Origin of the sequence: Lysobacter niastensis (genome assembly GCF_031457115.1) — a bacterium.
Lineage (GTDB): Bacteria > Pseudomonadota > Gammaproteobacteria > Xanthomonadales > Xanthomonadaceae > Lysobacter_J > Lysobacter_J niastensis_A.
Genome location: NZ_JAVDVY010000002.1, coordinates 17,253 through 40,225, shown reverse-complemented (window position 1 = coordinate 40,225; position 22,973 = coordinate 17,253). Strand labels below are relative to the sequence as shown.

The window sequence follows — 22,973 nt, the reverse complement described above, 5'->3', positions numbered from 1 at the left end:
CGCGCCAGCGATGGCCGGTCGGTGCCTGCCCTTGCAACCGGCCTGCGGCGTGCCCATCTTGGGGCTAGGCCTCGTCCGAGGCTCTACACAGGCATGAACCGGTTTGTTTGAAAGATCCCGCAAAGGCGAAAACGCACTGCTGATACAGCCCCATGCCGGCGGACCGCCGGACGAGGGGTTGCTGGAGGAGTTCGCCGACCTCGCGCGTTCGGCTGGCGCCACCGTGGCCGCCGTGCTGACCGCCCGCATCGACCGTCCCAATGCCGCCACGCTGATCGGCAGCGGCAAGCTGGAGGAGGTCAAGGCCGCCGCCGACGCCTCCGGCGCCGACCTGATCCTGGTCAACCATCCGCTGTCTCCCGGGCAGGAGCGCAACCTCGAGCGTGCGCTGGAGCGCCGCGTGGTCGATCGCACCGGCCTGATCCTCGACATCTTCGCCCTGCGTGCGCGCAGCCACGAAGGCAAGCTGCAGGTCGAACTCGCCCAGCTGCGCCACATGGCCACGCGCCTGGTGCGCGGATGGACCCACCTTGAGCGCCAGCGCGGCGGTTCGATCGGACTGCGCGGCCCTGGCGAGACCCAGCTCGAAACCGACCGCCGCCTGCTGCAGAAGCGCCTGGAGCAATTGCAAAAGCGCCTGGACAAGGTCGAAGTGCAGCGCACCCAGATGCGTCGTGCGCGCATGCGCAGCGAACTGCCGCGTGTGGCGCTGGTCGGATACACCAACGCCGGCAAGTCGACGCTGTTCAACGCGCTGACCGGTGCCGATGCCTACGCCGCCGACCAGTTGTTCGCGACGCTGGACCCGACCGTGCGCCGCATCGAACTGCCCGGTGGTGGCGTGGTGCTGGCCGACACCGTCGGTTTCGTCCGCGACCTGCCGCACGACCTGGTCGCGGCGTTCCGCTCGACCCTGTCGGAGGCGCGCGACGCCGATCTGCTGCTGCACGTCATCGACGCGGCCGATCCTTTGCGCGACGAGCGCATTCGCCAGGTCGACGAGGTGTTGCAGGACATCGGCGCCGGCGATCTGCCGCAGTTGCTGGTGTTCAACAAGATAGACAAGGTAGAGGGCGCCGCCCCGCGCCACGACCACCCGGGCGAGGGCCACGACCGCGTCTGGGTGTCCGCGCGCGACGGCGTCGGCCTGGAGCTGCTGCGCAAGGCGCTGGCCGAAGCCCTGGAGTTGCGCCACGTCGCCGGCACGCTGCGGGTGCCCCCCCAGGCGGCGCGGCTGCGCGCCCGTCTGCACGAGCTGGGCGCCGTGCGCCGCGAGTCGCACGACGAGCACGGCTGGCTGCTCGACGTCGACCTGGCCATTGCCGATGCGCAGCGCCTGTTCGCGCAGGCGCACGGCGAGTGGCTGCGGCCGCTGCTGGAAACCCTGCCAGCCGATCACGAGGTGCATCATCACCTTGCTTGAGTTGCCTGCCGAAGCCGCATTGCTTGAGGCGGGGTTAACCCCCACCTAGAATCACCGAGCGTCCGCGATCGACTGTTCAGCCGGCCTGTCCGACCAGTCGATCGCGTTGCCGTATCCGGCGCCGCTTCATTGCGGCGCCCACGTCCCAGGAGGGGACGTGCCTTCCATAACCTAGGAGCAGGCATGGCCTGGAACACCCCTGGCAGTGACAATTCCGGCGGCGACCGCCGTCCCCCGCGGCGACGCGGCAGCGGTGGGCTCGACGGCCTGCTCGATTCCCTGCGCGGCCTGTTCGGCGGCCTGGGGGGTGGTGGCGGTGGCGGTGGCGGCATTCTGCGCTGGGTCGGCATCGTCTTCGCGCTGTGGCTGGCCTTCAACTGCTTCGTGCTGGTGACCGAACAGGAACGCGGCGTCGTCCTGCGCTTCGGCCAGTTCTCGCGCGTGCTGCAGCCGGGCCCGCACTTCAAGGCACCGTGGCCGATCGAGCGCGTGACCAAGCTCAACGCCACCCAGATCAAGACCTTCAGCGACAACGTGCCGATCCTGACCGCCGACGAGAACATCGTGTTCGTCGAGATCAACGTCCAGTACCGCGTCAGCGATCCCAAGCTGTACCTGTTTGGCACCCGCGACGGCGACCAGATGCTGCACCAGGCAGCGCTCAGCACCGTGCGCGAACAGGTCGGCCGCTCCACGCTGGACACCGTGCTCGGCGCGCGCAACGAGTTGGCCGCATCGGCGAAGGTGCAGCTGCGCAAATCGCTGGCCGCATACCGCACCGGCCTGGACGTTACCGAGCTCAATCTGCCCAACGCTCGGCCGCCGGAAGAGGTCAAGCCCGCGTTCGACGACGTCAACAGCGCCCAGCAGGACAAGGACCGCCTGATCAGCGAAGCCCGCGCCTACGCCGCGCAGGTGGTGCCGGAGGCGCGCGGCCAGGCCGCCCGCGTGCGCACCGTCGCCCAGGGCTACAAGACCGCGATCATCGCCCGCTCCGATGGTGACGCCGACCGCTTCTCGCTGCTGGTCGACCAGTACCAGGCGGCGCCGGAAGTCACCCGCAAGCGCCTGTGGCTGGAAACCCTGCAGGAAGTGCTGGCCGACAACCGCAAGATCGTCGGTGGCGACTCGCGCCAGCTGCTCTATGTGCCGATGTCGGACAAGGGCGGTGCACGTCCCGGCAGCGCAACGGGCATGCTGGCTCCGGAGAACCTCGCGCCGACCATCACCACCATCGAGCAACAAGCGCAGGAGGCAGCCCGCACTGGCCGCACGCCACGCCCCGCCGGCCGTGAGGAGGTCACCCGATGAGAGTTTCCATGTGGGTCGCCCTGATCGTGGCGGCATTGCTCGCATTGCTTGGTTCGGTCTTCGTCGTCAACGAAGGCCAGACCGGCATGGTCCTCAACTTCGGCCGCGTCTCGCGCAGTGACATTGGGCCCGGCCTGCACTTCAAGGTGCCGCTGGTCGAAACCGCGCGCGTATTCGACCGCCGCCTGCAGGTGCTCGATTCCGAACCCGAGCGTTATCTCACCTCCGAGCGCAAGGACGTCAGCGTCGACTTCTTCGCGGTGGGCATGATCAAGGACGTGCGTGCGTTCTACCGCGCCACTGGTGGCGACGAATCGCTCGCGGTGCAGCGCCTGGCGCCGATCATCAGGGACTCGCTGCGCAACGAGATCAACACCCGCACGCTGCAACAGGTGGTGTCGGGCTCGCGCGCCGAGGTCATCGGCCGCCAGATCGAGGCGATCAACCAGGGCGCGGCGACCATGGGCGTGCGCATCGTCGATCTGCGCATCAAGCAGATCGACCTGCCGACCGACAGCCAGGTCATCCAGGACGTCTACCGCCGCATGCGCGCGCAACGCCAACAGGTCGCCAGCGCCCTGCGTGCCGAAGGCGCCGAGCAGGCCAACACCGTGCGCGCGCAGGCCGACCGTGACAAGGAAGTGATCGTGGCCGAGGCCGAGCGCGACGCCCAGCGCCTGCGCGGCGAAGGCGATGCCCTGGCCGCGAAGACCTACGCCGCCGCTGCCAACAAGGATCCGGGCTTCTACGCGTTCCAGCGCAGCCTGGAGGCCTACCGCAAGTCGTTCAACGACGGCGAGGCCGTGATCGTGCTCGAACGCGACGATCCGTTCCTGCAGTACCTCAAGTCCGACCGCTGACGGACCGCTGCACCGCATGAAGCTCGAACTATTGTCGGCGTTGTGCCTGGTCGCGGTGCTGGAGGGATTGTTTCTCTTCATCGCGCCGCGCGGCTGGAAGCGGGCCGCCGAACATCTGCACGCCTTGCCCGACCGCTCCCTGCGGGTGGTCGGCGCGGTGGTGGTGGGCGCCGGGCTGATGTCGTTGTGGCTGGTGAGGCAGTAGGCCGACCCGGGTTCGCCGCACAGGGACGGGCCACCTGTCCCTAATCTGTCCGTTCCGACTGCCGGGGTGGCCCCGCTGCCCCAAAACCCGGATAATGCACAAAAGCCGGACGGGGGCATCCCCGCCGGCTTTCTTGCTGTTTGCGGGGCCGTCCCGCGATTGCCCGGATAACCGGGTCCCCCACCGTATTTGCAGTACAGGAGCTCTGTGATGGGTCAGTCAGTCGTCGTTCTCGGTGCCCAGTGGGGCGATGAAGGCAAGGGCAAGATCGTCGATCTGCTGACCAAGGAGATCGGCGCCGTCGTGCGCTTCCAGGGCGGCCACAACGCCGGCCACACTCTGGTCATCGGCGGCAAGAAGACCGTCCTGCACCTGATCCCTTCCGGCATCCTGCGCCCCGACGCGCTGTGCCTGATCGGCAACGGCGTCGTGCTGTCGCCGGCCGCTCTGCAGAAGGAAATCGCCGAGCTCGAAGGCAACGGCGTTGAAGTGCGCTCGCGCCTGAAGATCAGCCCGGCCACGCCGCTGATCATGCCGTACCACATCGCCCTGGATCAGGCTCGCGAGAAGGCCGCCGGCGGCAAGGCCATCGGCACCACCGGCCGTGGCATCGGCCCGGCCTACGAGGACAAGGTGGCGCGTCGCGGCATCCGCGTCGCCGACCTGCATTACCCCGAACAGCTCGCCGAGAAGCTGCGCAACACGATGGACTACCACAACTTCGTGCTGACCAAGTACCTGGGCGTGGAAGCCGTGGACTTCCAGAAGACGCTGGACGAAGCACTGGCCTTCGGCGAATACGTCGAGCCGATGAAGTCCGACGTGGCCGGCATCCTTCACGAGCTGCGCAAGCAGGGCAAGCGCGTGCTGTTCGAAGGCGCGCAGGGCTCGCTGCTCGACATTGACCACGGCACCTATCCGTACGTCACATCCAGCAACACCACCGTCGGCGGCGCCTATGCCGGTGCCGGTGTCGGCGCCGATGCCATCGATTACGTGCTCGGCATCGCCAAGGCCTACGCCACGCGCGTCGGTGGCGGCCCGTTCCCGACCGAGCTCGACGACGCCGTCGGCCAGGGCCTGCGCGATCGCGGCCAGGAATACGGCGCCACCACCGGTCGTCCGCGCCGCTGCGGCTGGATGGACATCGTCGCGCTCAAGCGCGCGGTCGCCATCAACGGCATCACCGGCCTGTGCATCACCAAGCTCGACGTGCTCGACGGCATGGAGAAGCTGAAGATCTGCATCGCCTACGAATACCGCGGCAAGCGCACCGAGTACGCGCCGCTCGATGCTGCTGGCTGGGAAGAGTGCACGCCGGTGTACCTGGAATTCCCGGGTTGGGACCAGAACACTCACGGCATCACCGAGTGGGACAAGCTGCCGGCCGCCGCCCGCGCCTATCTGCGCGCGCTGGAAGAGCTGGCCGGTTGCCCGCTGGCCATCGTTTCGACCGGCCCGGATCGCGATGCGAACATCGTGTTGCAGGATCCGTTCGCGTAAACGTTGCAGCGGATTGCTGAAAAGGCCCCGCGATGCGGGGCCTTTTTGTTTGCGCGCGTGCAGTCTTCCTGCCCGCTCATGCTTCGACTTCGGCGCTTCTCGCACCTACGCTCAGCACGAACGGTGGGGGGTGAGGCAGGTTGTAGATCCGATGTCGATCACTTACTTCCGTTCATCCTGAGCGTAGCGCCGCAGGCGCGAAGTCGAAGGACGGATGGTGACCCTCAGCATCCGGAAGGCTGCCGCGCATAACTCACCGTCAATATCTCCCAGTAGTGCCCATCGGGCTCGTTCCAGTAGACGATGCTGCCGCCGTGATCGGTGTTGATCCGCATGTCGACCGGGCCTTGCGGCGTGCTGCGGTATTCGATGCCCGCCGCCTTTATCCGTCCCAGGATCGCATCGAACTCGTCCTGTCCCACGAGAAACGCGTAGTGGCTGATGGGAAAGGGATCGTCGGTCTGGTCGAAGTCCAGCGTCAGCCCATCGTTCACGTACACGGGCGAGAAGGGGCCCACGCCGCTTTCCGCCCAGGCCACGCCCAGCAGTTCGCCCAGTAGTTTCGCCGCCGCCACGCGGTTGCGGCTGGGCACCATGAAATGATCGAGCTGTACGGCCATGCATCCCCCTGCGGATCTACTGCATCGAATGCAGCCCGATCATGTTGCCTTCCGTATCGGTCACCAGCGCGATGAAGCCGTACTGGCCGATAGAGAATTTTTCCTTGAAGATCGCGCCACCATGGGCCGCGGCGCGTTTTGCCTCCGTGGCGCAGTCCGAACAGCTGAAATACACCAGCGTGCTGTTGCCGCCGGACGGATAGCCTTCGTACTTCACCAGCGAACCGGCGGCACCCGCGGCGTCGCGGTGCATCGGAAAGGCCCACATCTCGATGCCCGGGCTCTCCAGCCGCTCCAACTTCGTGGCCAAGACGGATTCATAGAAGGCTTTCGCCCGGCTCATGTCCTGCACATAGATTTCGAACCAGCCGACGGGGTTGTTGGCCATGGCAATGTCTCCGTTGTGGTTGCGTCGCGTCGCGTGGCGCGGCGCACGGAGGCAATGTGGGGCATGGCCGGTTATGCAGGCGTGTAGCCCCGTCGGCACGCGGGAAAGTGAGGCGCGAAGACGCGCCTCACTTTACGACTCCTGGTCAACCGCGCTGCGAATCCAGCACTTCGTGGTGCTTCTCCACGTCCTGCGCCTTCATGTAGCTCTCGATCAGCAGTTGGTACGGCGGGAAGATCATCGTGTAGACCTCGGCCCACTGCTGCGCATCATCGCGATGCCAGGTCTTCTGCAACTCCGATGCGACAGCGGCGGTGTCCATCGGCACCACGCCGGCCTGCACGATACGGGCCAGGGTGATCTCCTGTGCCATCTTCGAGTACGTTCCCGACGCGTCGACGACCGCGAACACCTGATATCCGTCGGCCACCGCAGCGATGCTCGGGAAGGCCATGCATACGCTGGTGATGGTGCCGGCGATGATCAGTTGCTTGCGCCCGGTAGCCTTCACCGCGGCGACGAAATCGGGGTTGTCCCAGGCGTTGATCTCGCCGCGGCGCGGCACGTACTTCGCATGCGGCGCGAACTGGTGGATCTCGGGAATGAGCGGGCCGTTCGGGCCCTGCGGCACCGACGCGGTAGTGATCACCGGCAGCTTGGCCAGCGTCGCCATCTTCGCCAGCGCCGTGGCATGCGCGCGCAACACCGTCATCGGCATGTCGGCCACGGTCTGGAACAGTCCGCTCTGGTGATCGATCAGCAGCAGCGCGGCGTCGTCGGGGTTGATGATCGGCTTGGCGCCGTTGAAGTTGGCGGTGGCGGGTAAAGTCATGCTGGTTCTCCATGCCTCGGACGGCGTCCGCAGGCGGGCAAGGGTAGGACGATCCGGCTCATGGCAAGCCGAGAGCCGGTCGCGTTCAAATTCACTCGGTGCGGTCGTAGGAGAACTGGATTCCCGCCGTGCCGCCGGTTTCGATGAACAGGTTCATGAAGGCCGGAACGGTCTCGCTGCGCTGCCAGTCGCGCTGCAATTCGCAGAACAGCTGCGGCACGCTGATCATCCTGCCGCCGGCCTGCTCGATGCGGCGCAGCGCCATTTCGTGCGCGGTCACAGAAGTGCCGCCGACGGCGTCGGCGACGACATAAACCTCATAGCCTTCCTTCAGCGCATCCAGGGCCGGGAACGTCAGGCAGGCCTCGGTCCACAGCGCGGTCATGATCAACTTCCTGCGACCAGTGGCTTCCACTGCCTTGCGGAACTCCAGGTCCTCCCACGAGTTGATCGTGGTGCGGTCGTACGTCGGGAACCCGTCCAGCACCTTGCGCAGTTGCGGAATTGGCGGCTTGTTCAATCCGGTCCTGACGTTGACGGTGGAGTGCACGATCGGCAGGCCATAGGCGACTGCGGCCCTTGAGGCGCCGACGATGTTGTTGACCAGCAACTGCCGGTCCATCGAGGCGATCGAGTTCACCTGGACGGGTTGGTAGTCGATGATGACGAAGGCCGAGTTCTGCGGCGTCAGCAGGTGATCCTTGGACGGATCGCGGATGGGTTCGCTTGCCATGGTCTTTCTCCAAACGCAGTGAGTGGGGGATGGAGCAGTAGCGCTGAGACGTGCTGAAGCGTCCTGCCGAAGCAGCACGCGGTAGTGCAGGGCGCCGGTCGTCGGACCGGCGCCCCCGGGGTCAGTGGACCTGACCGAACTTGCCGCCGTTGAAGTCGCTGATCGCCTGAGCGATCTCTTCCTGCGTGTTCATCACGAAAGGCCCGTAGCCGACGATCGGCTCGTCGATCGGCTCGCCGCTGAGCAGCAGGATCGTGGCGTCGCTGTTGGCCTCGATCGACACGTCGGTGCCGTCGCGGCCGAGCATCACCATCTGCGCATCGCGCACGACGTGCTCGCCGTTGACCAGCACCGTGCCGCGCATCACCACCAGCGCCAGCGTGCGTCCCTCCGGCATGGCGAACTGCGCGGTGTGGCCTTGTGTCAGGCGCACGTCCCACACGTCCATCGGCGTGAAGGTGCGCGCCGGGCCGCGATGCCCGTCGTACTCGCCGGCGATCACCCGGACACGTCCGCCGCCATCGCGCAAATCCACCGAAGGAATCTGCGCATCGAGTAGCGTCTGGTAGCCCGGCGCCGCCATCTTGTCGCTGGCCGGCAGGTTGACCCACAGCTGCATCATTTCCAGCGTGCCGCCGGTGCGGGTGAACTCGGGCGAGTGGAACTCCTCGTGAAGAATGCCCGACGCCGCCGTCATCCACTGCACGTCGCCCGGGCCGATCTTGCCGCCCGCGCCGGTGGAGTCGCGATGCTCCAACTCGCCCTCGTAGACGATGGTGACCGTCTCGAAGCCGCGGTGCGGATGCTGGCCGACGCCGCGCGGCTGCGCGGCCGGGTCGAACTTCATCGGTCCGGCATAGTCCAGCAGCAGGAACGGGCTCAGGTGTTTGCCGTGGGTGTTGTACGAAAACATCGAGCGGGCTGGAAAGCCGTCGCCCACCCAATGCGGCTTGGGAGCGGTGTAGACGCCGAGGACCTGCTTCATCGTGATCTCCGAGACTCTTGGAACCGGCCCGATGCGGGCGGTTTCTCCGGGAACACACGCTAATCCCGGAACGATGGCCCCAGTAGCTGCCAGGATTTATCCTCAGAGTCCTATCTGGTGAACGCTGGCGGGCACGGCCGATGCAGGACCTCAACGACCTGTACTACTTCGCCCAGGTGGTCGAGCACGGCGGCTTCGCGCCGGCCGGACGCGCGCTGGGCATGCCCAAGTCCAAACTGAGCCGGCGCATCGCGCTGCTGGAGGAGCGCCTGGGCGTGCGGCTGATCCAGCGGTCCACGCGCCACTTCTCGGTCACCGACATCGGCCAGACCTACTACGTGCACTGCAAGGCGATGCTGGTCGAAGCCGAAGCCGCCCAGGAAGCCATCGACGTCACCCGCAGCGAGCCGCGCGGCACGGTGCGCATGGCCTGCCCGGTGGCGTTGCTGGATGTGCATGTCGGCGGCATGGTGGCCGCCTTCATGGCCGAGCACCCGCACGTCGACGTGCACCTGGATGCGACCAACCGCCGCGTCGACGTGATCGGCGAGGGCATCGACATCGCGATCCGCGTGCGCCCGCCGCCGCTGCAGGACAGCGACCTGGTGATGCGCGTGCTGGCCGAGCGCAGCCAGTGCCTGGTCGCCAGTCCCGCGCTGGTGCAGCAGTTCGGGCTGCCGCAGGGACCCGCGGACCTGTCGGGCTATCCCAGCCTCGACCTGGGCACGCCGCAGAACGAACACGTGTGGACGCTGTACGGCCCCGACGGCGCCCAGGCCTCCGTCTTCCACCGCCCGCGCTACATCACCCGCGGCATGCTGGCCCTGCGCGCCGCCGCCGTCGCCGGCGTAGGCCTGGTGCAACTGCCGACGATGATGGTGACGGCCGAACTCGCCCGCGGCGAACTGTTGAGCGTGCTGCCCGACTGGGCACCGCGACGCGAGATCATTCACGCCGTCTTCGCCTCCCGCCGAGGCCTGCTGCCGTCGGTGCGCGCCGTGATCGACTACCTGGCCGATGGGTTTGCCCGGTTGCACGAGGACTGACCGGCGCTCGGGAACGGGGCGGAATCCGGTTGGCCGCAAAACGAAAAAAAAACCGTCCTGCGGTCACCGCGCGCGCCGTTCCAATGGATTGCAGGCCGGATGGTCCGGCTGCGTCGCCGAATGACGTCACATTAACGAGAGCCTAGGCATCGTGAATGGGGTTTCGGCGTGGCCGCGACATCTGCATGGCAATGGAATCGGATCGAGCGACGTCCTGAGCACGATTCAGACAAGCGCGTTTCAGATTGGTAACGCCGCGGCACCGTTGAACCGGCTCCATCATCACGGGGAAGCTCATGGCGCATACAGAACACGACTTCATGCCGGCCTCGGCCGAGACGCCGTCGAACAGGCAACGGCTATTCCTGCGCTATTTCGCCGGGACCCTGATCGACCTGGTGGTGCTGAACCTGTTCGCCGAATACTCCGATCGCGTCTACGTCTCCGGGTTCACGGTCTCCCTGTTCGCCGCGCTGCTGCTGCAGATCCTGCTGAAGCTGACGATCGCCGCCGAGCACTATGTCGCCGAGTTCTTCAAGGCCAGGCCAGGTGGGTTCATGAAGTTCATGCGCTGGTTCGGCGCCTGGGTGGTTCTGTTCGGTTCCAAGTTCGTGATCCTGGAAGCGCTCGACTTCGCGTTCGGCGATAGCGTGGCGTTCGAGGGTCGATTCCACGGATTGATCGTCCTGATCATCGTGGTCGTCGTGATGCTCGTCGTCGAGGAACTGATCGCGCGGTTGGTTCGTCGCCTCGCCTGAGTGGAGTCGAAAGTCCCCAGCTTTTCCAGTTGACCAATCGCGGAGCCGTCGCAGACGCCCGGAGGTTTTCCAAATGAACGTAGACCAGTCGACGTTTCGCAAACTGCTGCGACAGGACCTGATGGAGACGCTGATCCGGATCGCGCTGATCGGCTTCCTCGTCTATTTCTGCGTGCGCGTGTTCACGCCGTTCGCCAGCCTGATGATCACCGGCCTGATCCTCGCCATCGCGCTTTATCCCCTGTTCGTGCGCATTGTCCGTTGGTTCGGAGGCAAACGCGGGCTCGCCGCCACCGCCATGGTGCTGACCAGCCTGCTGCTACTCGGCATTCCGCTGGTGCTGCTTGGAAATTCGCTTGCCGGCCAGGTGAGCGATCTCTACCACTCCGTCGAGAACCATACGCTGGCCATCAAGCCGCCCAATCCCAAGATCGCCGAGTTGCCGCTGGTCGGCGACAAGATCTACAACACATGGAACGACGCGGCCGCCAACCTGCCGGCGTACGTCGTGAAGCACAAGGAAGTGATCAAGAACTACACGCGCAAGGCGCTGGCGATGGTGGCCGGTGGCGCACTGGCTGTCCTGGCGTTCCTGGCCGCTCTCGCGGTGGCGGGGATCATGATGGTCTACGAGGAGTCGGGCAGGCGCGGCTTCGAGCGCATCCTGGTGCGGCTGACCGATCAGGAGCATGGACCCAAGCTGCTGAACCTCGCGGTCGCCACCGTGCGATCCGTGGCCGTGGGCGTGGTGGGTGTGGCCTTCATCCAGGCCATCCTGCTGGGCGTGGGCTTCCTGCTGGCCGGCATTCCGGGCGCTGGCGTGCTGGCATTGCTGGTGATGTTCCTCGGCATCCTGCAATTGCCGGCGCTGCTCATTTCGCTGCCCGCGGTGGGATACCTGTGGGCGGCTGGTGAAGGCTCCACGACCATGAAGATCATCTTCAGCATCTACCTGGTCATCGCCGGCATGGCCGACAACGTGCTCAAGCCGTTGCTGCTGGGCCGCGGCGTGGATGTGCCGATGCTGGTGGTGCTGATTGGCGCGATCGGCGGCATGGTCACCGGCGGCATCACCGGCCTGTTTGTCGGCGCGGTGGTGTTGGCCCTGAGCTACAAGATCTTCATGGAATGGGTCGATACCCCCGGTGCCGTCGCGCCGCTGCCTCCGGCACCGTCGGCGGACGCCGTACGCACGGATACGCCGACCTAGTCCTTCAATCCAATGATCGCGGGCGAACGTCAGGCGCGAGGCATCGGGACGGCGTTCGTCATTGCGACGGCCGTGCTGCTGAGCGCCTGCACCACGCTCGGTCCCGACTACAAAGAACCCGAGGTGGCCTGGCTCAAGTCGTGGCAGTCCGATCTGTACGGCCAGCTCGAAAGCCCGGAGCAGCAGACCCAGGTCGACCTGCGCTTCTGGTGGCAGGCCTTCAACGATCCGGTGTTGAACGGGCTGATCGAAACCGCGCGCCACGAGAATCCGTCGCTGCGCATCGCCGGACTGCGGATCCTGGAAAGCCGCGCGGTGCTCGGCATCGCCAGTGCCAACCAGTACCCGCAACTGCAGCAGATCAGCGGCGCGGCCACCTACGTCGACAACAAACAAAGCGGTGGCGCCGGCCCCGACATCCACCAGAACTACGGCGCTTTCAGTGCCGGCTTCGACTTGGCCTGGGAGCTGGATTTCTGGGGCCGCTTCAGGCGCGGCATCGAATCGGCCGAGGCCGGTTTCTTCGCGTCGATCACCAACCAGCAGGATGTGCAGGTGCTGCTGAGCGCGCAGGTGGCGGACCTCTACTACGCCTACCGCACGACGTTGCTGCGGATCAAGATCGCCCAGGACAACGTCGCCTTGCAGAAGCGCAGCCTCGAGATCACCGAGCAGTTGTTCCGCGGCGGACAGGAAACCGAGCTGGACCTGCAGCAGGCGAAGTCGCAGTACCTGGGCACGCTGGCCACCATCCCGGAACAGGAGGCGAACCTGGTCCGCTTCCGCAATGCGTTGTCGGCGCTGCTGGGACGGCCACCGGGCGACATACCGGAGCTGGCTTCAGTGGGCGGACCGCTGCCGACTGTCGAAAAGGCGGTGATCACGGAAATACCCGCGCGCCTGTTGCTGCGGCGCCCCGACATACGCACCGCCGCCTGGCAGGTCGCTGCGCAGTCGGCGCAGATCGGCATCGCGCAGGCCGACTACTTTCCGGCCATCACGCTGCTGGGCAGCATCGGCTGGTCGACGAACACATTGGACGGCAGTCCCGAGATCCGCAGCTTCGCGGGTGGTCCCGCGCTGACGTGGAACATCTTCGACTACGGCCGCATCCGCAACAACGTGCGGGTGCAGGACGCGCGCCTGCAACAGTCGATCGAACTGTTCCAGAACAGCGCGCTGCTGGCGGCGCAGGAAATCGACGACGCGGCGATCAGCGTGGTGAAGACCGGCGAGCAGCAGGAACCGCTGAGCGGCGCGGCGCGCGCGGCGGAGCGTTCGCTGGAACTGGCCAATACGCTCTACCGGGAGGGTTACGCGGACTTCGAGCGGGTGCTGGACGCGCAGCGCGTCTTGTTCACGCAGACCGAGCGCGAGCTGCTCAACATCAGTGCGCACATCAGTGCCGTCATCACTTTGTACAAGGCGGTCGGAGGCGGTTGGGTGGACATGCCGATGGAGCAGATGCTGCCCGAGACCGTGCGTGAGGAAATGCAGACCAGGACCAAATGGGGCGATCTGCTGACAGCGCCGCTGCCGGCCAGCGCGGACGGGCAGGCCAGGAAAACCGGGGAGTCGAAATGAGTCCAGTTGAAGAAAAAGGCGGAAGCGCCGGCGCCACTCCTGCCGACGGCGCTGCGAAGAACGGCCAGGAAGCTACGACCAAAACCGTCAAGAAGGGCGGACGCATCGTCGCCATCGTGATCGCGGTGAGCCTGCTGCTGTACCTGTTCGGCGACCGCTACACCCCGTACACGTCGCAGGCCAGGGTCGATGGTTTCGTCGTCGGCGTTGCGCCGAAGGTCGCCGGCGAGGTGACCAAGGTGTCCGTCATCAACAACCAGACCGTGAAGGAAGGGCAACCGCTGATCGAGATCGACCGTTCGCAATACCGCATCGCTTTGGCCAAGGCGCGTTCCGATCTCGCGAACGCTCGCAAGCAGGTGGGCGCCGGTGGCGCGGCCGTGGAAGCGGCCCGTGCCGCACTGCTGGCCGCGCGCGCCAACGAGTTGAAGGCGCGACAGGACGCGACACGACTGCGCCGCCTGCGCGAACAGGACCCGGGCACGATCTCGGTACGCCGCCAGGAAATCGCCGACGCCAGCTACGAGGCGGCCAAGGCCCAGGTGACCGCCGCCGAGGCCGACATCCGCCGAGCCATCGACACGATGGGTGGCCTGAACATCGAAGAGAACACGATCCTCCAGACCGCGTTGACCGCCGTCGACAAGGCGGAGCTGGACATGACTAATACCCTGGTCCCGGCGCCGTCGGACGGCGTCATCACCGACCTGCGCACCGACGTGGGCCTGTATGCCGGCACCGGCAGCCCGGTGCTGACGCTGATCGCGATCCGCAACGTGTGGATCAATGCCGAGTTCACCGAGAACAACCTGGGCCACATGAAGGTGGGGACACCGGTCGACATCGTGTTCGACGTACTGCCAGGGCGCGTCTACAAGGGCAAGGTACGCAGCATCGGCCTGGGCGTCAGCGGCAGCCGCAACCCGCCCACGGGCACGTTGCCGACGATCCAGAACGACCGCGACTGGTTGCGGCAATCGCAGCGGTTCCCGGTGATCATCGACTTCGATGCCAAACAGGATGCGGAGCTGCGCGAGGCGGTGCGCGTCGGTGGACAGGCCGCCGTCATCGCCTACGGAGAAGGCAGCGGGCTCCTGAAACCGCTCGGCAAGATCTACATCCGCATCGCGAGCTGGCTGACGTATGCCTACTGAGCGGGCCAGTTGAGAGGGAGCCGATGCCGTGATGCCGCTGGGCGCCAGGCGTACGTTCCGATTCGGTGCCGTCGTGGCGTTGTCGCTGGTGCTGGCCTATGGCCTGGCCACGCCGATGCCCTTCCTGGCGCCGATCTTCGCGGTGTTGCTGACGGCCGCGCCTGCACCGCCGATGGGGCCAAAGCAACTGCTGGGGCTGCTGGTGGTCGTGACCATCACGCTGGGCATCGGACTGGTGTTGATGCCGCTACTCAGGACCTACCCGATCTCGGCCGTGATGATGATCGCCGCCGGTCTGTTCGCCAGCACCTACCTGGGCGTGGGGAAAGGCAAGGCCATGGTGGGGACACTGCTGACGATCGGCCTGACGATGATTCCCGCCGCCGGATTGCTGGAAATCACGCTGGCCCGCACGGTCGTGAAGGGATTGCTGATCGGCATCGGCATGGTCGTCGTCTGCCAGTGGATCGTCTATCCGCTGTTCCCCGAAGATCCGGTCAGGGTGGCGCCTCCGAAGGCGCCGCCCGCGGATCCGCAAACAGCGGCGTGGCTCGCCCTGCGTACCATGCTGATCGTGTTGCCGTCAGTGATGCTGGCATTCACCAATCCCACGCTGTACATGCCGCTCATCATGAAGTCGGTGATGCTGGGACAGCAGGGTTGCCTGGTAACCGCACGCGCCGCCGGGTATGAACTGCTCGGCTCCACGTTCCTGGGGGGCGCATTCGCGATCGCATTCTGGTTCGTGCTGAAGTTCTGGCCCAGCCTTTGGATGTTCGGCCTGTGGATGCTGCTGTTCGGCATGTTTTTCGGCGCGAAGCTCTATCGCGTCATCGCCACGCGCTATCCGGCTTCGTTCTGGATCAACGTCGGCGTGACGATGCTGATTCTGCTCGGTCCCGCGGTCCAGGACAGCGCCGGCAGCGATCCCTCCAGTGCGTTCATCCGGCGCTTTTCCTTGTTCGTCCTGGTCACGGTGTATGCGTGGTTCGCGATCCTGCTGCTGGAGTGGTTGCGCGAGCGCACATCCTCCCGCAGCGCCAGTGCGGCATAAGAGATGGAGGACTGGTGATGTTGATGAATATCCTGATCGGTCTTGTGACGATGGCGGCCTGCCTCGCGCTGCAGTCGTGGCTGATCGTGGTGGCGCTTCGCTACTACGTTCGCCGCAACGTCTTGGGAGACGATCCGTCGGGCTGGGTGACCTTCCGTGTCCTCAACGCCGTCATGGCCGTGCTGGTGCTCGGCAACTGCGCGCAGCTGACCATCTGGGCCATCGTGTTCCGGATTCTGGGCGAGTTCGACGCGCTGGAGGTGGCCGTGTATCACTCCGCCGTCAACTTCGCGAGCCTCGGTTACGGCGACATCGTCATGTCCGATCGCTTCCGCTTGCTTGGTCCGCTGGAGGCGGTCAATGGCGTGCTGATGATCGGCGTCTCCACGGCGGTGTTGATGAATGTCTTGCAGGACGCATACCAGAAAACCAAGGCGGCGCGAGGCGGGCAGGTGTGAAGGCGTCTCCCGCTCGTCCGCCTGAAGCAAGTCCTCAGTCCGCTCTTCAAAGGGAGTTGGTTCACGACCTCCTATCTCCTGTCGGAGTAGATTTCCGTCGAAGCAGATCGGGAGGACAAGATCATGGCGCGTCTTGGAATGACCCTCCTTATTGCCGGCATCGCGATGCTCGCCGGTTGCGCATCCAGCAATGTCGAGCAACCGCAGAACACTCCTCTGGCGGACGTCATGACTCGCCCAGAGCGCGTCGTCGTCTACGACTTCGTCGGGACCGGCGACGACCTGCCCGCGGACTCGGCGATTGCGCGCTACTACGAGCAGCGGACCATTCCCCAGACCCGGGCTGAAATCGATCTCGGCCGCAAACTGGGGCGTCTGGTGGCGCAGAACCTCGTCAAGGAACTCAACAGCGCAGGCATCCCGGCGCAACACGCCATCTCGACACCGCAAACGCGGATCGGCGACGGTGTCATCCGTGGCGAATTCATCTCCGTCAAGGAAGGCAGCCGCACCATGCGCGTGCTGGTCGGATTCGGGGCTGGCGCAGGTGAACTGAAGACCCTGGCCGAGGCATATCAGGTCACCGATGCCGGCTTGCGTCCGGTCGGATCGACGCAGGTCGACACGGCAGGCGGCAAGCTACCGGGCATGCTGGTGCCGCTCGGTATCGGGGCCGGTAGCGCCGCGACGACGGCCGCGGTTGCCGGCACCTCCAACGTCATGCAGGAACGCGGACCCGAGGGGATCGAGGCTGCAGCGCAGCGCACGGCCAAAGAGTTGGCCAAGCTGATCGTCGATGCCTACAGGAAGCGGGGCTGGCTGTAAGCGTTGCGACACGCGAAGGAGCCTCGCATCAGGTGGGTAATGCTTGCGGTGATCACAAATAACTCAACGAGATAGCAGCGGACGCTGCACCCCGCTGCGCCATCCTGTTGCAACTGCTTATCGGGGAAGCCCAGTTGTTATGCCTGCCGGCGTCGAGCAGCATGCATCTTTCACGTATTGGTATGCAGGCGCACGTTACGTTTGGTTGTTAATTCGCCATCAGGTGAACGTCATGAGGCATCCAGATTTGAAACCTGCGGAGCCATCGTGTGTATGCGGCGATGGTTTGACTGCCGACGAAGGCACGAATCTGTCGCGTCGAGGTTTCGTTGCCAGCACGATCGTCGGCGCGGCCGCGGTGATGGTGGGCACCACAGTCCTGCACGTCCCGCCCGCAATGGCGCAGAGCACCCTGACGCCCGATGCGGCGCTCAAGTCATTGATGGATGGCAACAAGCGTTATGTCGATGGGCAGCTCAAGTGTTCCAGCGAGAACCTGGCGATCCTCAAGTCCAAGACGGCCGAGAAACAGGAACCCTTTGCCGCCGTGTTGTCCTGCGCCGATTCCCGCGTACCGGTGGAGATTGTCTTCGACCAGAGCATTGGCCAGCTCTTCGTCGTCCGCCTGGCTGGCAACATCGCCACGCCCGAGGTCATCGCCAGTCTCGAATACGGCGTTGGCGTCCTGGGGACCAAGGTGCTGATGGTGCTGGGACACGGCAACTGCGGCGCGGTCAAGGCCGCCATCGAAGGCAAGGCGGTGCCCGGCCAGATCAGTGCCCTCTACGCGCCGCTCCGCATGGCCGTGGATCAAGCCGGCCCCAACCTCGACGCCGCGATCGACGCCAATGCCAGGATCCAGGCAGACCTGTTGAGCAAGGCCTCGGTCATCATCGGCGGCGCGATCAAGGAGGGGAAGCTGAAGGTCGTTCCTGCCCGATACGATCTCGCCAGCGGGAAGGTCTCGTTGCTGACGTAGTGCGCCTGTCTCTCTGCCACGGAACACGCGCGGAAAGTTGAGAGCGTTGGTCGAGCGGGCGTGGAGCCTACTTGACGGTGAACGTCACCGCGTAGCCCGGGTTCTTTCCCTGCCGTGTGGCGGACCGCATCTGGTAGACGCGCACGAGGTAATCGCCCGTCGTCGGCAACTTTCCGCTCCATGTGCTCTCGCCTGTGATGGAGGTATTGACGGTGGCGGTGTCGTTGCCCGGCGCCATCACGTTGAAATAGACGCCCGGCGTGGCCTTGAGCGCCACCGTCAACGTCTGCCCGGCGTTGGCGCGCAGCGAGTAGTCGTGGCCGTCTTCGACCTTGCCCGAGACGGTCACCGAACTGATGCCTTTGTCGAACGACACGCGCTCGGCCGCCGAGGTGCTCGCGGCCATCAGGATCACGATCGCCATAGCCGCCAACCAGGGGCGCATCCGCGCCATTACCATTTCCGCATCCATCGCTTTCTCCACAGACAACCGTCCGCGACCCGGTGGCGCGGCCAGTTTGAACACTCAGGGGGTACCCCTTTCGGGGGAGGACTTTGGGGCAAGGGGCGTTATGAGGGCGTGTATCGGTGGCTGAATGAGGCGGCTGGCGGCGCTGGCGAGGACGCCCTCATCCGCCTCCGGGCACCTCTCCCGCAAGCGGGGGAAGGGCAGGTCGGGTGCGCGCGGGGCCGTCCATATGCGTGCGTTCTTCACGCCGCCGGCCCGATGTCCCCCGCTAGTCTTGCCCCCTGCGCCACCTGAAGCGGACTCCGGAGCATGCCTCCATGAAGCATTGGGGCAGGACGAAGATGATCTTGACCGTGCTGGTGACCATCGCGCTGACAGTGCTGGTCGTGGTGATCGCCCAGAACTTCAGCACGCCCGAGAAGAAGCTGGAGCGGCGCATCGAGCATCACTACGCGGTGTCCGACCGGCAGTTCGTGCGCGAGATGTCGGTGCTGCTGGGCCCTTCCATACTGCCCGGCAACCATGTCGAGGACCTGCAGAACGGAGATGAGATCTTTCCCTCGATGCTGGAAGCCATCGCGTCGGCAAAGAAGACCATCACCTTCGAGACCTACATCTACTGGTCCGGCGAGATCGGCAAGCAGTTCGCCGAAGCGCTGTCGGAGCGTGCGCGCGCCGGCGTGGAGGTGCGCGTCACCATCGACTGGGTCGGCAGCGCCAAAATGGACGACGAACTGCTCGACCAGATGAAGGGCGCCGGCGTGGAGATCGTCCGCTACCGTCCGCTGCGCTGGTACAACCTGGGGCGGCTCAACAACCGCACGCACCGCAAGATCCTGGTGGTGGACGGCAAGGTCGGCTTCACCGGCGGCGTGGGTATCGCCGACATCTGGAGCGGGCATGCGCAGGACGTCGATCACTGGCGCGACATGCATTTCAGGATCGAGGGGCCGGTGGTCGCGCAGATGCAGGCGGCGTTCAACGACAACTGGATCAAGACCAGCGGCGTGGTGCTCAACGGTGACGGTTATTTCCCGGAGCTGCCGCCGGTCGGCGACCAGGCAGCGCACATGTTCATCGCTTCGCCGTCGGGCGGCAGCGAGAGCATGCACCTGATGTACCTGATGTCGATCGCTGCCGCGCAGAAGAGCATCGACATGGAAGCGGCGTACTTCGTCCCTGACGATCTGGCCATCCATGCGTTGCTGGCGGCGCGCAAGCGCGGCGTGCGGGTGCGCGTGATCGTGCCGGGGCCGCATATCGATTCCGAATCGGTGCGACTGGCGTCGAAGGCACAGTGGGGCGACCTGCTGGTGGCAGGCGTGGAGATCTACGAATACCTGCCGACGATGATGCACAACAAGCTGCTGATCATCGACAAGGGCATGGTGTCGGTGGGCTCGACCAATTTCGATCCGCGCTCGTTCCGCTTGAACGACGAGGCCAGCCTCAACGTCTACGACCGGGCGTTCGCCGAGCGGATGACACAGGTGTTCGAGGAGGATCTCAAGCCGACCAAGCGCTATACGTTCGAGACCTGGGAGCGGCGGCCGTGGAGGGAGAAGTTCGTGGAGAAGTTCGTTCTCCCCATCCGGTCGCAGTTGTGATGGCTGGGGACGGTCCGGCCCGATCTTCCCGACACATTTAGCAAAGTTGGACGCCTCGCTCCGAAGGGATTACGGCGGCAGGCGGGCGATGTGACGAGATTCCCCCTTTCTGCCATGACTTCCGGGGGCTGCCCCCTGCGCGGCTCGCGCCCACTATGTTGGCCGACATGACCGCCACAACGGTGTCTGGCGCAGGCTCTGCGGAGATGCTGAGCCTGCCTGGCATCGCACTGGCTTTTGGGCCCCACAGGCCTTCGACTTCAAGGGGATGAGATGCGTCGTTTTCTGGTTTCCGCCATTGCGCTGTCGCTTGCCACGGGTTCCGCGGGCGCGCTGGCACAAACGTCCGCGGCCATGCCTTCCTTGCAGGCGCAGGCGACCACGCAGTTGCCGCGCAACGTGCGGCCTACGCATTACGACGTGGCGATCGTTCCGCATGCGGCGTCGCTGAGTTTCGACGGTCGGGTGACGATTGCCATCGACGTGCTGGAACCCACGACCAGCATCACGCTCAACCAGATCGACATGACCTTCTCCTCCGTGCGCCTGGCGCCGGAGGGCGGCAAGGGCAAGTTCGCCGCACCCAAAGTGGCAGTGGACCAGGAGGCGCAGACGGCGACATTCACGTTCGACCGGCCCATTCCCGTGGGCCAGTACACGCTGGCCATGGACTACACGGGCAAGATCGGCACGCAGGCCAATGGCCTGTTCGCGATCGACTACGACACCAAGGCCGGCAAGAAGCGCGCGCTGTACACGCAGTTCGAGAACTCCGATGCGCGCCGGATGATCCCGTCGTGGGACGAGCCCGCGCACAAGGCGACCTTCACCCTGGAAGCCACCGTGCCGACCGGCGAGATGGCCGTCAGCAACATGCCGGTCGCGTCGTCCGCCGACCTGGGTGGAGGCCTGACGCGTGTGCGCTTCGCGCCGTCGCCGAAGATGTCGACCTATCTGCTCTTCTTCGGCCTGGGCGAGTTCGAGCGCGCCACCGCGCAGACCGACGGCGTCGAAGTCGGCGTGGTCACCCAGAAAGGCGTGGTGTCGCAGGCGAAGTTCGCCCTGGAGTCGTCGCAGGCGGTTCTGCACGAGTACAACGACTATTTCGGCGTGCCGTACCCGTTGCCCAAGCTCGACAACGTGGCCTCGCCAGGCCGCAGCCAGTTCTTCGGCGCGATGGAGAACTGGGGCGCGATCTATACCTTCGAATACGCGCTGTTGCTGGACCCGACCATCTCGACGCAGTCCGACAAGCAATCGGTATTTTCGGTCGCCGCACACGAGATCGCGCATCAGTGGTTCGGCGACCTGGTGACGATGAGCTGGTGGGACGACCTGTGGCTCAACGAAGGCTTCGCCTCGTGGATGGAGGGCCGCACCACCGAGAAGCTGCATCCGGAATGGAACACCGCGCTGTCGGCCGTGGACGTGCGCGAGCGCGCGATGTCGCTCGACGCGGTCGCCACCACGCATCCGGTGGTGCAACACGTGGAGACGGTGGAACAGGCCAGCCAGGCCTTCGATTCGATCACCTACTCCAAGGGCGAGGCGGTGATCCGCATGCTGGAAGGTTACGTCGGCGCCGATGCCTGGCGCGACGGCGTTCGCCGGTACATGAAGGCGCATGCCTACGGCAACACGGTGTCCGACGATCTGTGGCGCCAGATCGAGGCCGCCGCGGGCAAACCGGTCACGTCCATCGCGCATGACTTCACGCTGCAGCCGGGCGTGCCGATGATCCGCGTCGAACAGGCCTCGTGTGCCGGCGGCAAGACCACGCTGACGTTGTCGCAGGGCGAGTTCACCAAGGACCGCCCGGACAAGGCCACGCTGTCCTGGCGCGTGCCGGTGATCGCGCAGGTCGTGGGCAATCGCGACATCGCGCGTACGCTGGTCGAAGGCGGCCACGCAAAACTCGACGTGCCGGGCTGCGGCCCGGTCGTCGTCAATGCCGGACAAAGCGGTTACTACCGCACGCTGTATGCGCCCAAGCAATTCGCGGCGATCAGCGCCGGCTTCACCAGGCTCGCGCCGATCGACCAGCTGGGCCTGATGAACGACACCTGGGCGCTGGGCTTGGCCGGCCAGCAGCCGGCCTCGGATTACCTGGACCTGGTCAAGGCCACGCCGCCCGATGCCGATCCGCAGATCTGGGGCGACGTTGCCGCCAGTCTCGACAGCCTGGATGCGTATTACCGCGGCGACGCGGAGCGACAGGCGCGCTTCCGCCGGTTCGCGATCAAGCAGTTGGCCCCCGTGCTTGCCCGCGTCGGCTGGGAAGAGAAGCCGGGCGAGGCCGATCCGGTCAAGATCCTGCGCACGCAACTGATCTCGACACTCGGCGAGCTTGGCGACAGCACGGTGATCGCCGAAGCCCGCCGTCGCTATGCGGCGCAGGCCAGCGATCCCGGTGCGATGCCGGCGGCGCTGCGCAAGACCATTTTGGCCGTGGTGGCGCACCATGCCGACGCCGCCACCTGGAATCGCCTGCATGCCGAAGCCCAGGCCGAGAAGACGCCGCTGGTGAAGGATGAGCTCTACGCGCTGCTTTCATCGACGCAGGATGAGACCTTGGCGAAGCGCGCGCTTGAGCTGGCGTTGACCGACGAGCCCGGTGCGACCAACAGCGCCGGCATGATTTCCATGGTCTCCGGGCTCCATCCCGACCTCGCCTTCGACTTCGCCGTGGCCCATCGCGCGCAGGTCGACGGCATGGTCGACACGACATCGCGCAGTCGCTATTACCCGGGCCTGGGCTATGGCTCGCTCGACCCGGCGATGGTCGGCAAGATCAAGGCCTATGCCGCCGCGCACGTTGCGGCCGGCTCACGCCGGGCCTCCGACACCGCCATCGCCAACGTGCAATACCGCATCAAGGTGCGTAACGAGCGGTTGCCGGCGGTGGATGGCTGGCTGCAGAAGCACGACTGAGTGTAGCGGTGGGCGGGCGTCGGCCCGCCTCCGGTTCG

General features: G+C 65.6%; 22 protein-coding genes. 16 read left to right on the top strand and 6 right to left on the bottom strand.

The genetic code is table 11. The features are described 5' to 3' along the window. Window positions 1-103 precede the first annotated feature (103 nt). The 5 genes from hflX (at window position 104) to J2X06_RS09260 (ending at window position 5,302) form a co-directional block, all read left to right on the top strand. Entirely contained in the window at window positions 104-1,423 is a 1,320-nt protein-coding gene (gene hflX / locus J2X06_RS09280; RefSeq protein ID WP_310061420.1) for a ribosome rescue GTPase HflX, read from the top strand. Between the two features lie 183 nt (window positions 1,424-1,606). Beyond that, window positions 1,607-2,734 (top strand): FtsH protease activity modulator HflK, encoded by a 1,128-nt coding sequence (gene hflK / locus J2X06_RS09275; protein WP_310061417.1) that lies wholly within the window; start codon window positions 1,607-1,609, stop codon window positions 2,732-2,734. Next, window positions 2,731-3,594, top strand: coding sequence for a protease modulator HflC (hflC, locus tag J2X06_RS09270; protein ID WP_310061414.1), 864 nt, complete (start codon window positions 2,731-2,733; stop codon window positions 3,592-3,594). The genes hflK and hflC overlap by 4 nt, the downstream gene beginning before the upstream one ends. Before the next feature lie 16 nt (window positions 3,595-3,610). Then, window positions 3,611-3,799, top strand: coding sequence for a DUF2065 domain-containing protein (locus tag J2X06_RS09265; protein WP_310061411.1), 189 nt, complete (start codon window positions 3,611-3,613; stop codon window positions 3,797-3,799). A gap of 210 nt (window positions 3,800-4,009) precedes the next feature. Further along, window positions 4,010-5,302, top strand: a complete 1,293-nt coding sequence (locus J2X06_RS09260) for an adenylosuccinate synthase (protein WP_310061410.1) — start codon at window positions 4,010-4,012, stop codon at window positions 5,300-5,302. A 224-nt stretch (window positions 5,303-5,526) separates the two neighbouring features. On the opposite strand, the gene J2X06_RS09255 is transcribed toward J2X06_RS09260, so the two are convergent. The 5 genes from J2X06_RS09255 to J2X06_RS09235 form a co-directional block, all read right to left on the bottom strand. Beyond that, window positions 5,527-5,922 carry a VOC family protein gene (locus tag J2X06_RS09255; protein ID WP_310061407.1) on the bottom strand — a complete coding sequence of 132 codons (396 nt, stop codon included), beginning with the start codon at window positions 5,920-5,922 and terminating at the stop codon, window positions 5,527-5,529. Window positions 5,923-5,938: 16 nt separating this feature from the next. Next, entirely contained in the window at window positions 5,939-6,310 is a 372-nt protein-coding gene (locus tag J2X06_RS09250; RefSeq protein ID WP_310061404.1) for a VOC family protein, read from the bottom strand. 145 nt (window positions 6,311-6,455) lie between these two features. Continuing rightward, window positions 6,456-7,142, bottom strand: a complete 687-nt coding sequence (locus J2X06_RS09245) for a hydrolase (protein ID WP_310061401.1) — start codon at window positions 7,140-7,142, stop codon at window positions 6,456-6,458. A 91-nt stretch (window positions 7,143-7,233) separates the two neighbouring features. Continuing rightward, entirely contained in the window at window positions 7,234-7,875 is a 642-nt protein-coding gene (locus J2X06_RS09240; protein WP_310061399.1) for a hydrolase, read from the bottom strand. 121 nt (window positions 7,876-7,996) lie between these two features. Then, window positions 7,997-8,860, bottom strand: coding sequence for a pirin family protein (locus J2X06_RS09235; RefSeq protein WP_310061397.1), 864 nt, complete (start codon window positions 8,858-8,860; stop codon window positions 7,997-7,999). 140 nt (window positions 8,861-9,000) lie between these two features. Between J2X06_RS09235 and J2X06_RS09230 the strand changes: the two genes are divergently transcribed. The 9 genes from J2X06_RS09230 (at window position 9,001) to J2X06_RS09190 (ending at window position 17,928) form a co-directional block, all read left to right on the top strand. Beyond that, window positions 9,001-9,906, top strand: a complete 906-nt coding sequence (locus tag J2X06_RS09230) for a LysR family transcriptional regulator (protein WP_310061395.1) — start codon at window positions 9,001-9,003, stop codon at window positions 9,904-9,906. Between the two features lie 296 nt (window positions 9,907-10,202). Next, window positions 10,203-10,664, top strand: coding sequence for a hypothetical protein (locus J2X06_RS09225; RefSeq protein WP_310061393.1), 462 nt, complete (start codon window positions 10,203-10,205; stop codon window positions 10,662-10,664). Between the two features lie 73 nt (window positions 10,665-10,737). Beyond that, on the top strand, window positions 10,738-11,874 hold the full coding sequence (locus tag J2X06_RS09220) for an AI-2E family transporter (RefSeq protein WP_310061391.1): 1,137 nt from the start codon (window positions 10,738-10,740) through the stop codon (window positions 11,872-11,874). Window positions 11,875-11,886: 12 nt separating this feature from the next. Further along, on the top strand, window positions 11,887-13,458 hold the full coding sequence (locus J2X06_RS09215; protein ID WP_310061389.1) for an efflux transporter outer membrane subunit: 1,572 nt from the start codon (window positions 11,887-11,889) through the stop codon (window positions 13,456-13,458). Further along, on the top strand, window positions 13,455-14,612 hold the full coding sequence (locus tag J2X06_RS09210; RefSeq protein WP_310061387.1) for an HlyD family secretion protein: 1,158 nt from the start codon (window positions 13,455-13,457) through the stop codon (window positions 14,610-14,612). Before J2X06_RS09215 ends, J2X06_RS09210 begins: the two co-directional genes overlap by 4 nt. A 31-nt stretch (window positions 14,613-14,643) precedes the next feature. After that, on the top strand, window positions 14,644-15,666 hold the full coding sequence (locus J2X06_RS09205) for a DUF2955 domain-containing protein (RefSeq protein ID WP_310063571.1): 1,023 nt from the start codon (window positions 14,644-14,646) through the stop codon (window positions 15,664-15,666). 23 nt (window positions 15,667-15,689) lie between these two features. Next, window positions 15,690-16,124 carry a potassium channel family protein gene (locus J2X06_RS09200; protein WP_310061384.1) on the top strand — a complete coding sequence of 145 codons (435 nt, stop codon included), beginning with the start codon at window positions 15,690-15,692 and terminating at the stop codon, window positions 16,122-16,124. A 123-nt stretch (window positions 16,125-16,247) separates the two neighbouring features. Continuing rightward, on the top strand, window positions 16,248-16,949 hold the full coding sequence (locus J2X06_RS09195) for a DUF4410 domain-containing protein (protein WP_310061381.1): 702 nt from the start codon (window positions 16,248-16,250) through the stop codon (window positions 16,947-16,949). Window positions 16,950-17,088: 139 nt separating this feature from the next. Beyond that, window positions 17,089-17,928, top strand: a complete 840-nt coding sequence (locus tag J2X06_RS09190; protein WP_310061378.1) for a carbonic anhydrase — start codon at window positions 17,089-17,091, stop codon at window positions 17,926-17,928. A gap of 67 nt (window positions 17,929-17,995) precedes the next feature. Here the strand turns inward: J2X06_RS09190 and J2X06_RS09185 are convergent, their stop codons facing one another. Further along, entirely contained in the window at window positions 17,996-18,400 is a 405-nt protein-coding gene (locus J2X06_RS09185) for a hypothetical protein (RefSeq protein ID WP_310061376.1), read from the bottom strand. Window positions 18,401-18,738: 338 nt separating this feature from the next. Here J2X06_RS09185 and J2X06_RS09180 point away from each other — a divergent pair, with 338 nt between their 5' ends. Both J2X06_RS09180 and J2X06_RS09175 read left to right on the top strand, forming a co-directional pair. After that, entirely contained in the window at window positions 18,739-20,004 is a 1,266-nt protein-coding gene (locus J2X06_RS09180) for a phospholipase D-like domain-containing protein (RefSeq protein WP_310063569.1), read from the top strand. 273 nt (window positions 20,005-20,277) lie between these two features. Next, on the top strand, window positions 20,278-22,935 hold the full coding sequence (locus J2X06_RS09175) for a M1 family metallopeptidase (RefSeq protein WP_310061374.1): 2,658 nt from the start codon (window positions 20,278-20,280) through the stop codon (window positions 22,933-22,935). Window positions 22,936-22,973 lie beyond the last annotated feature (38 nt).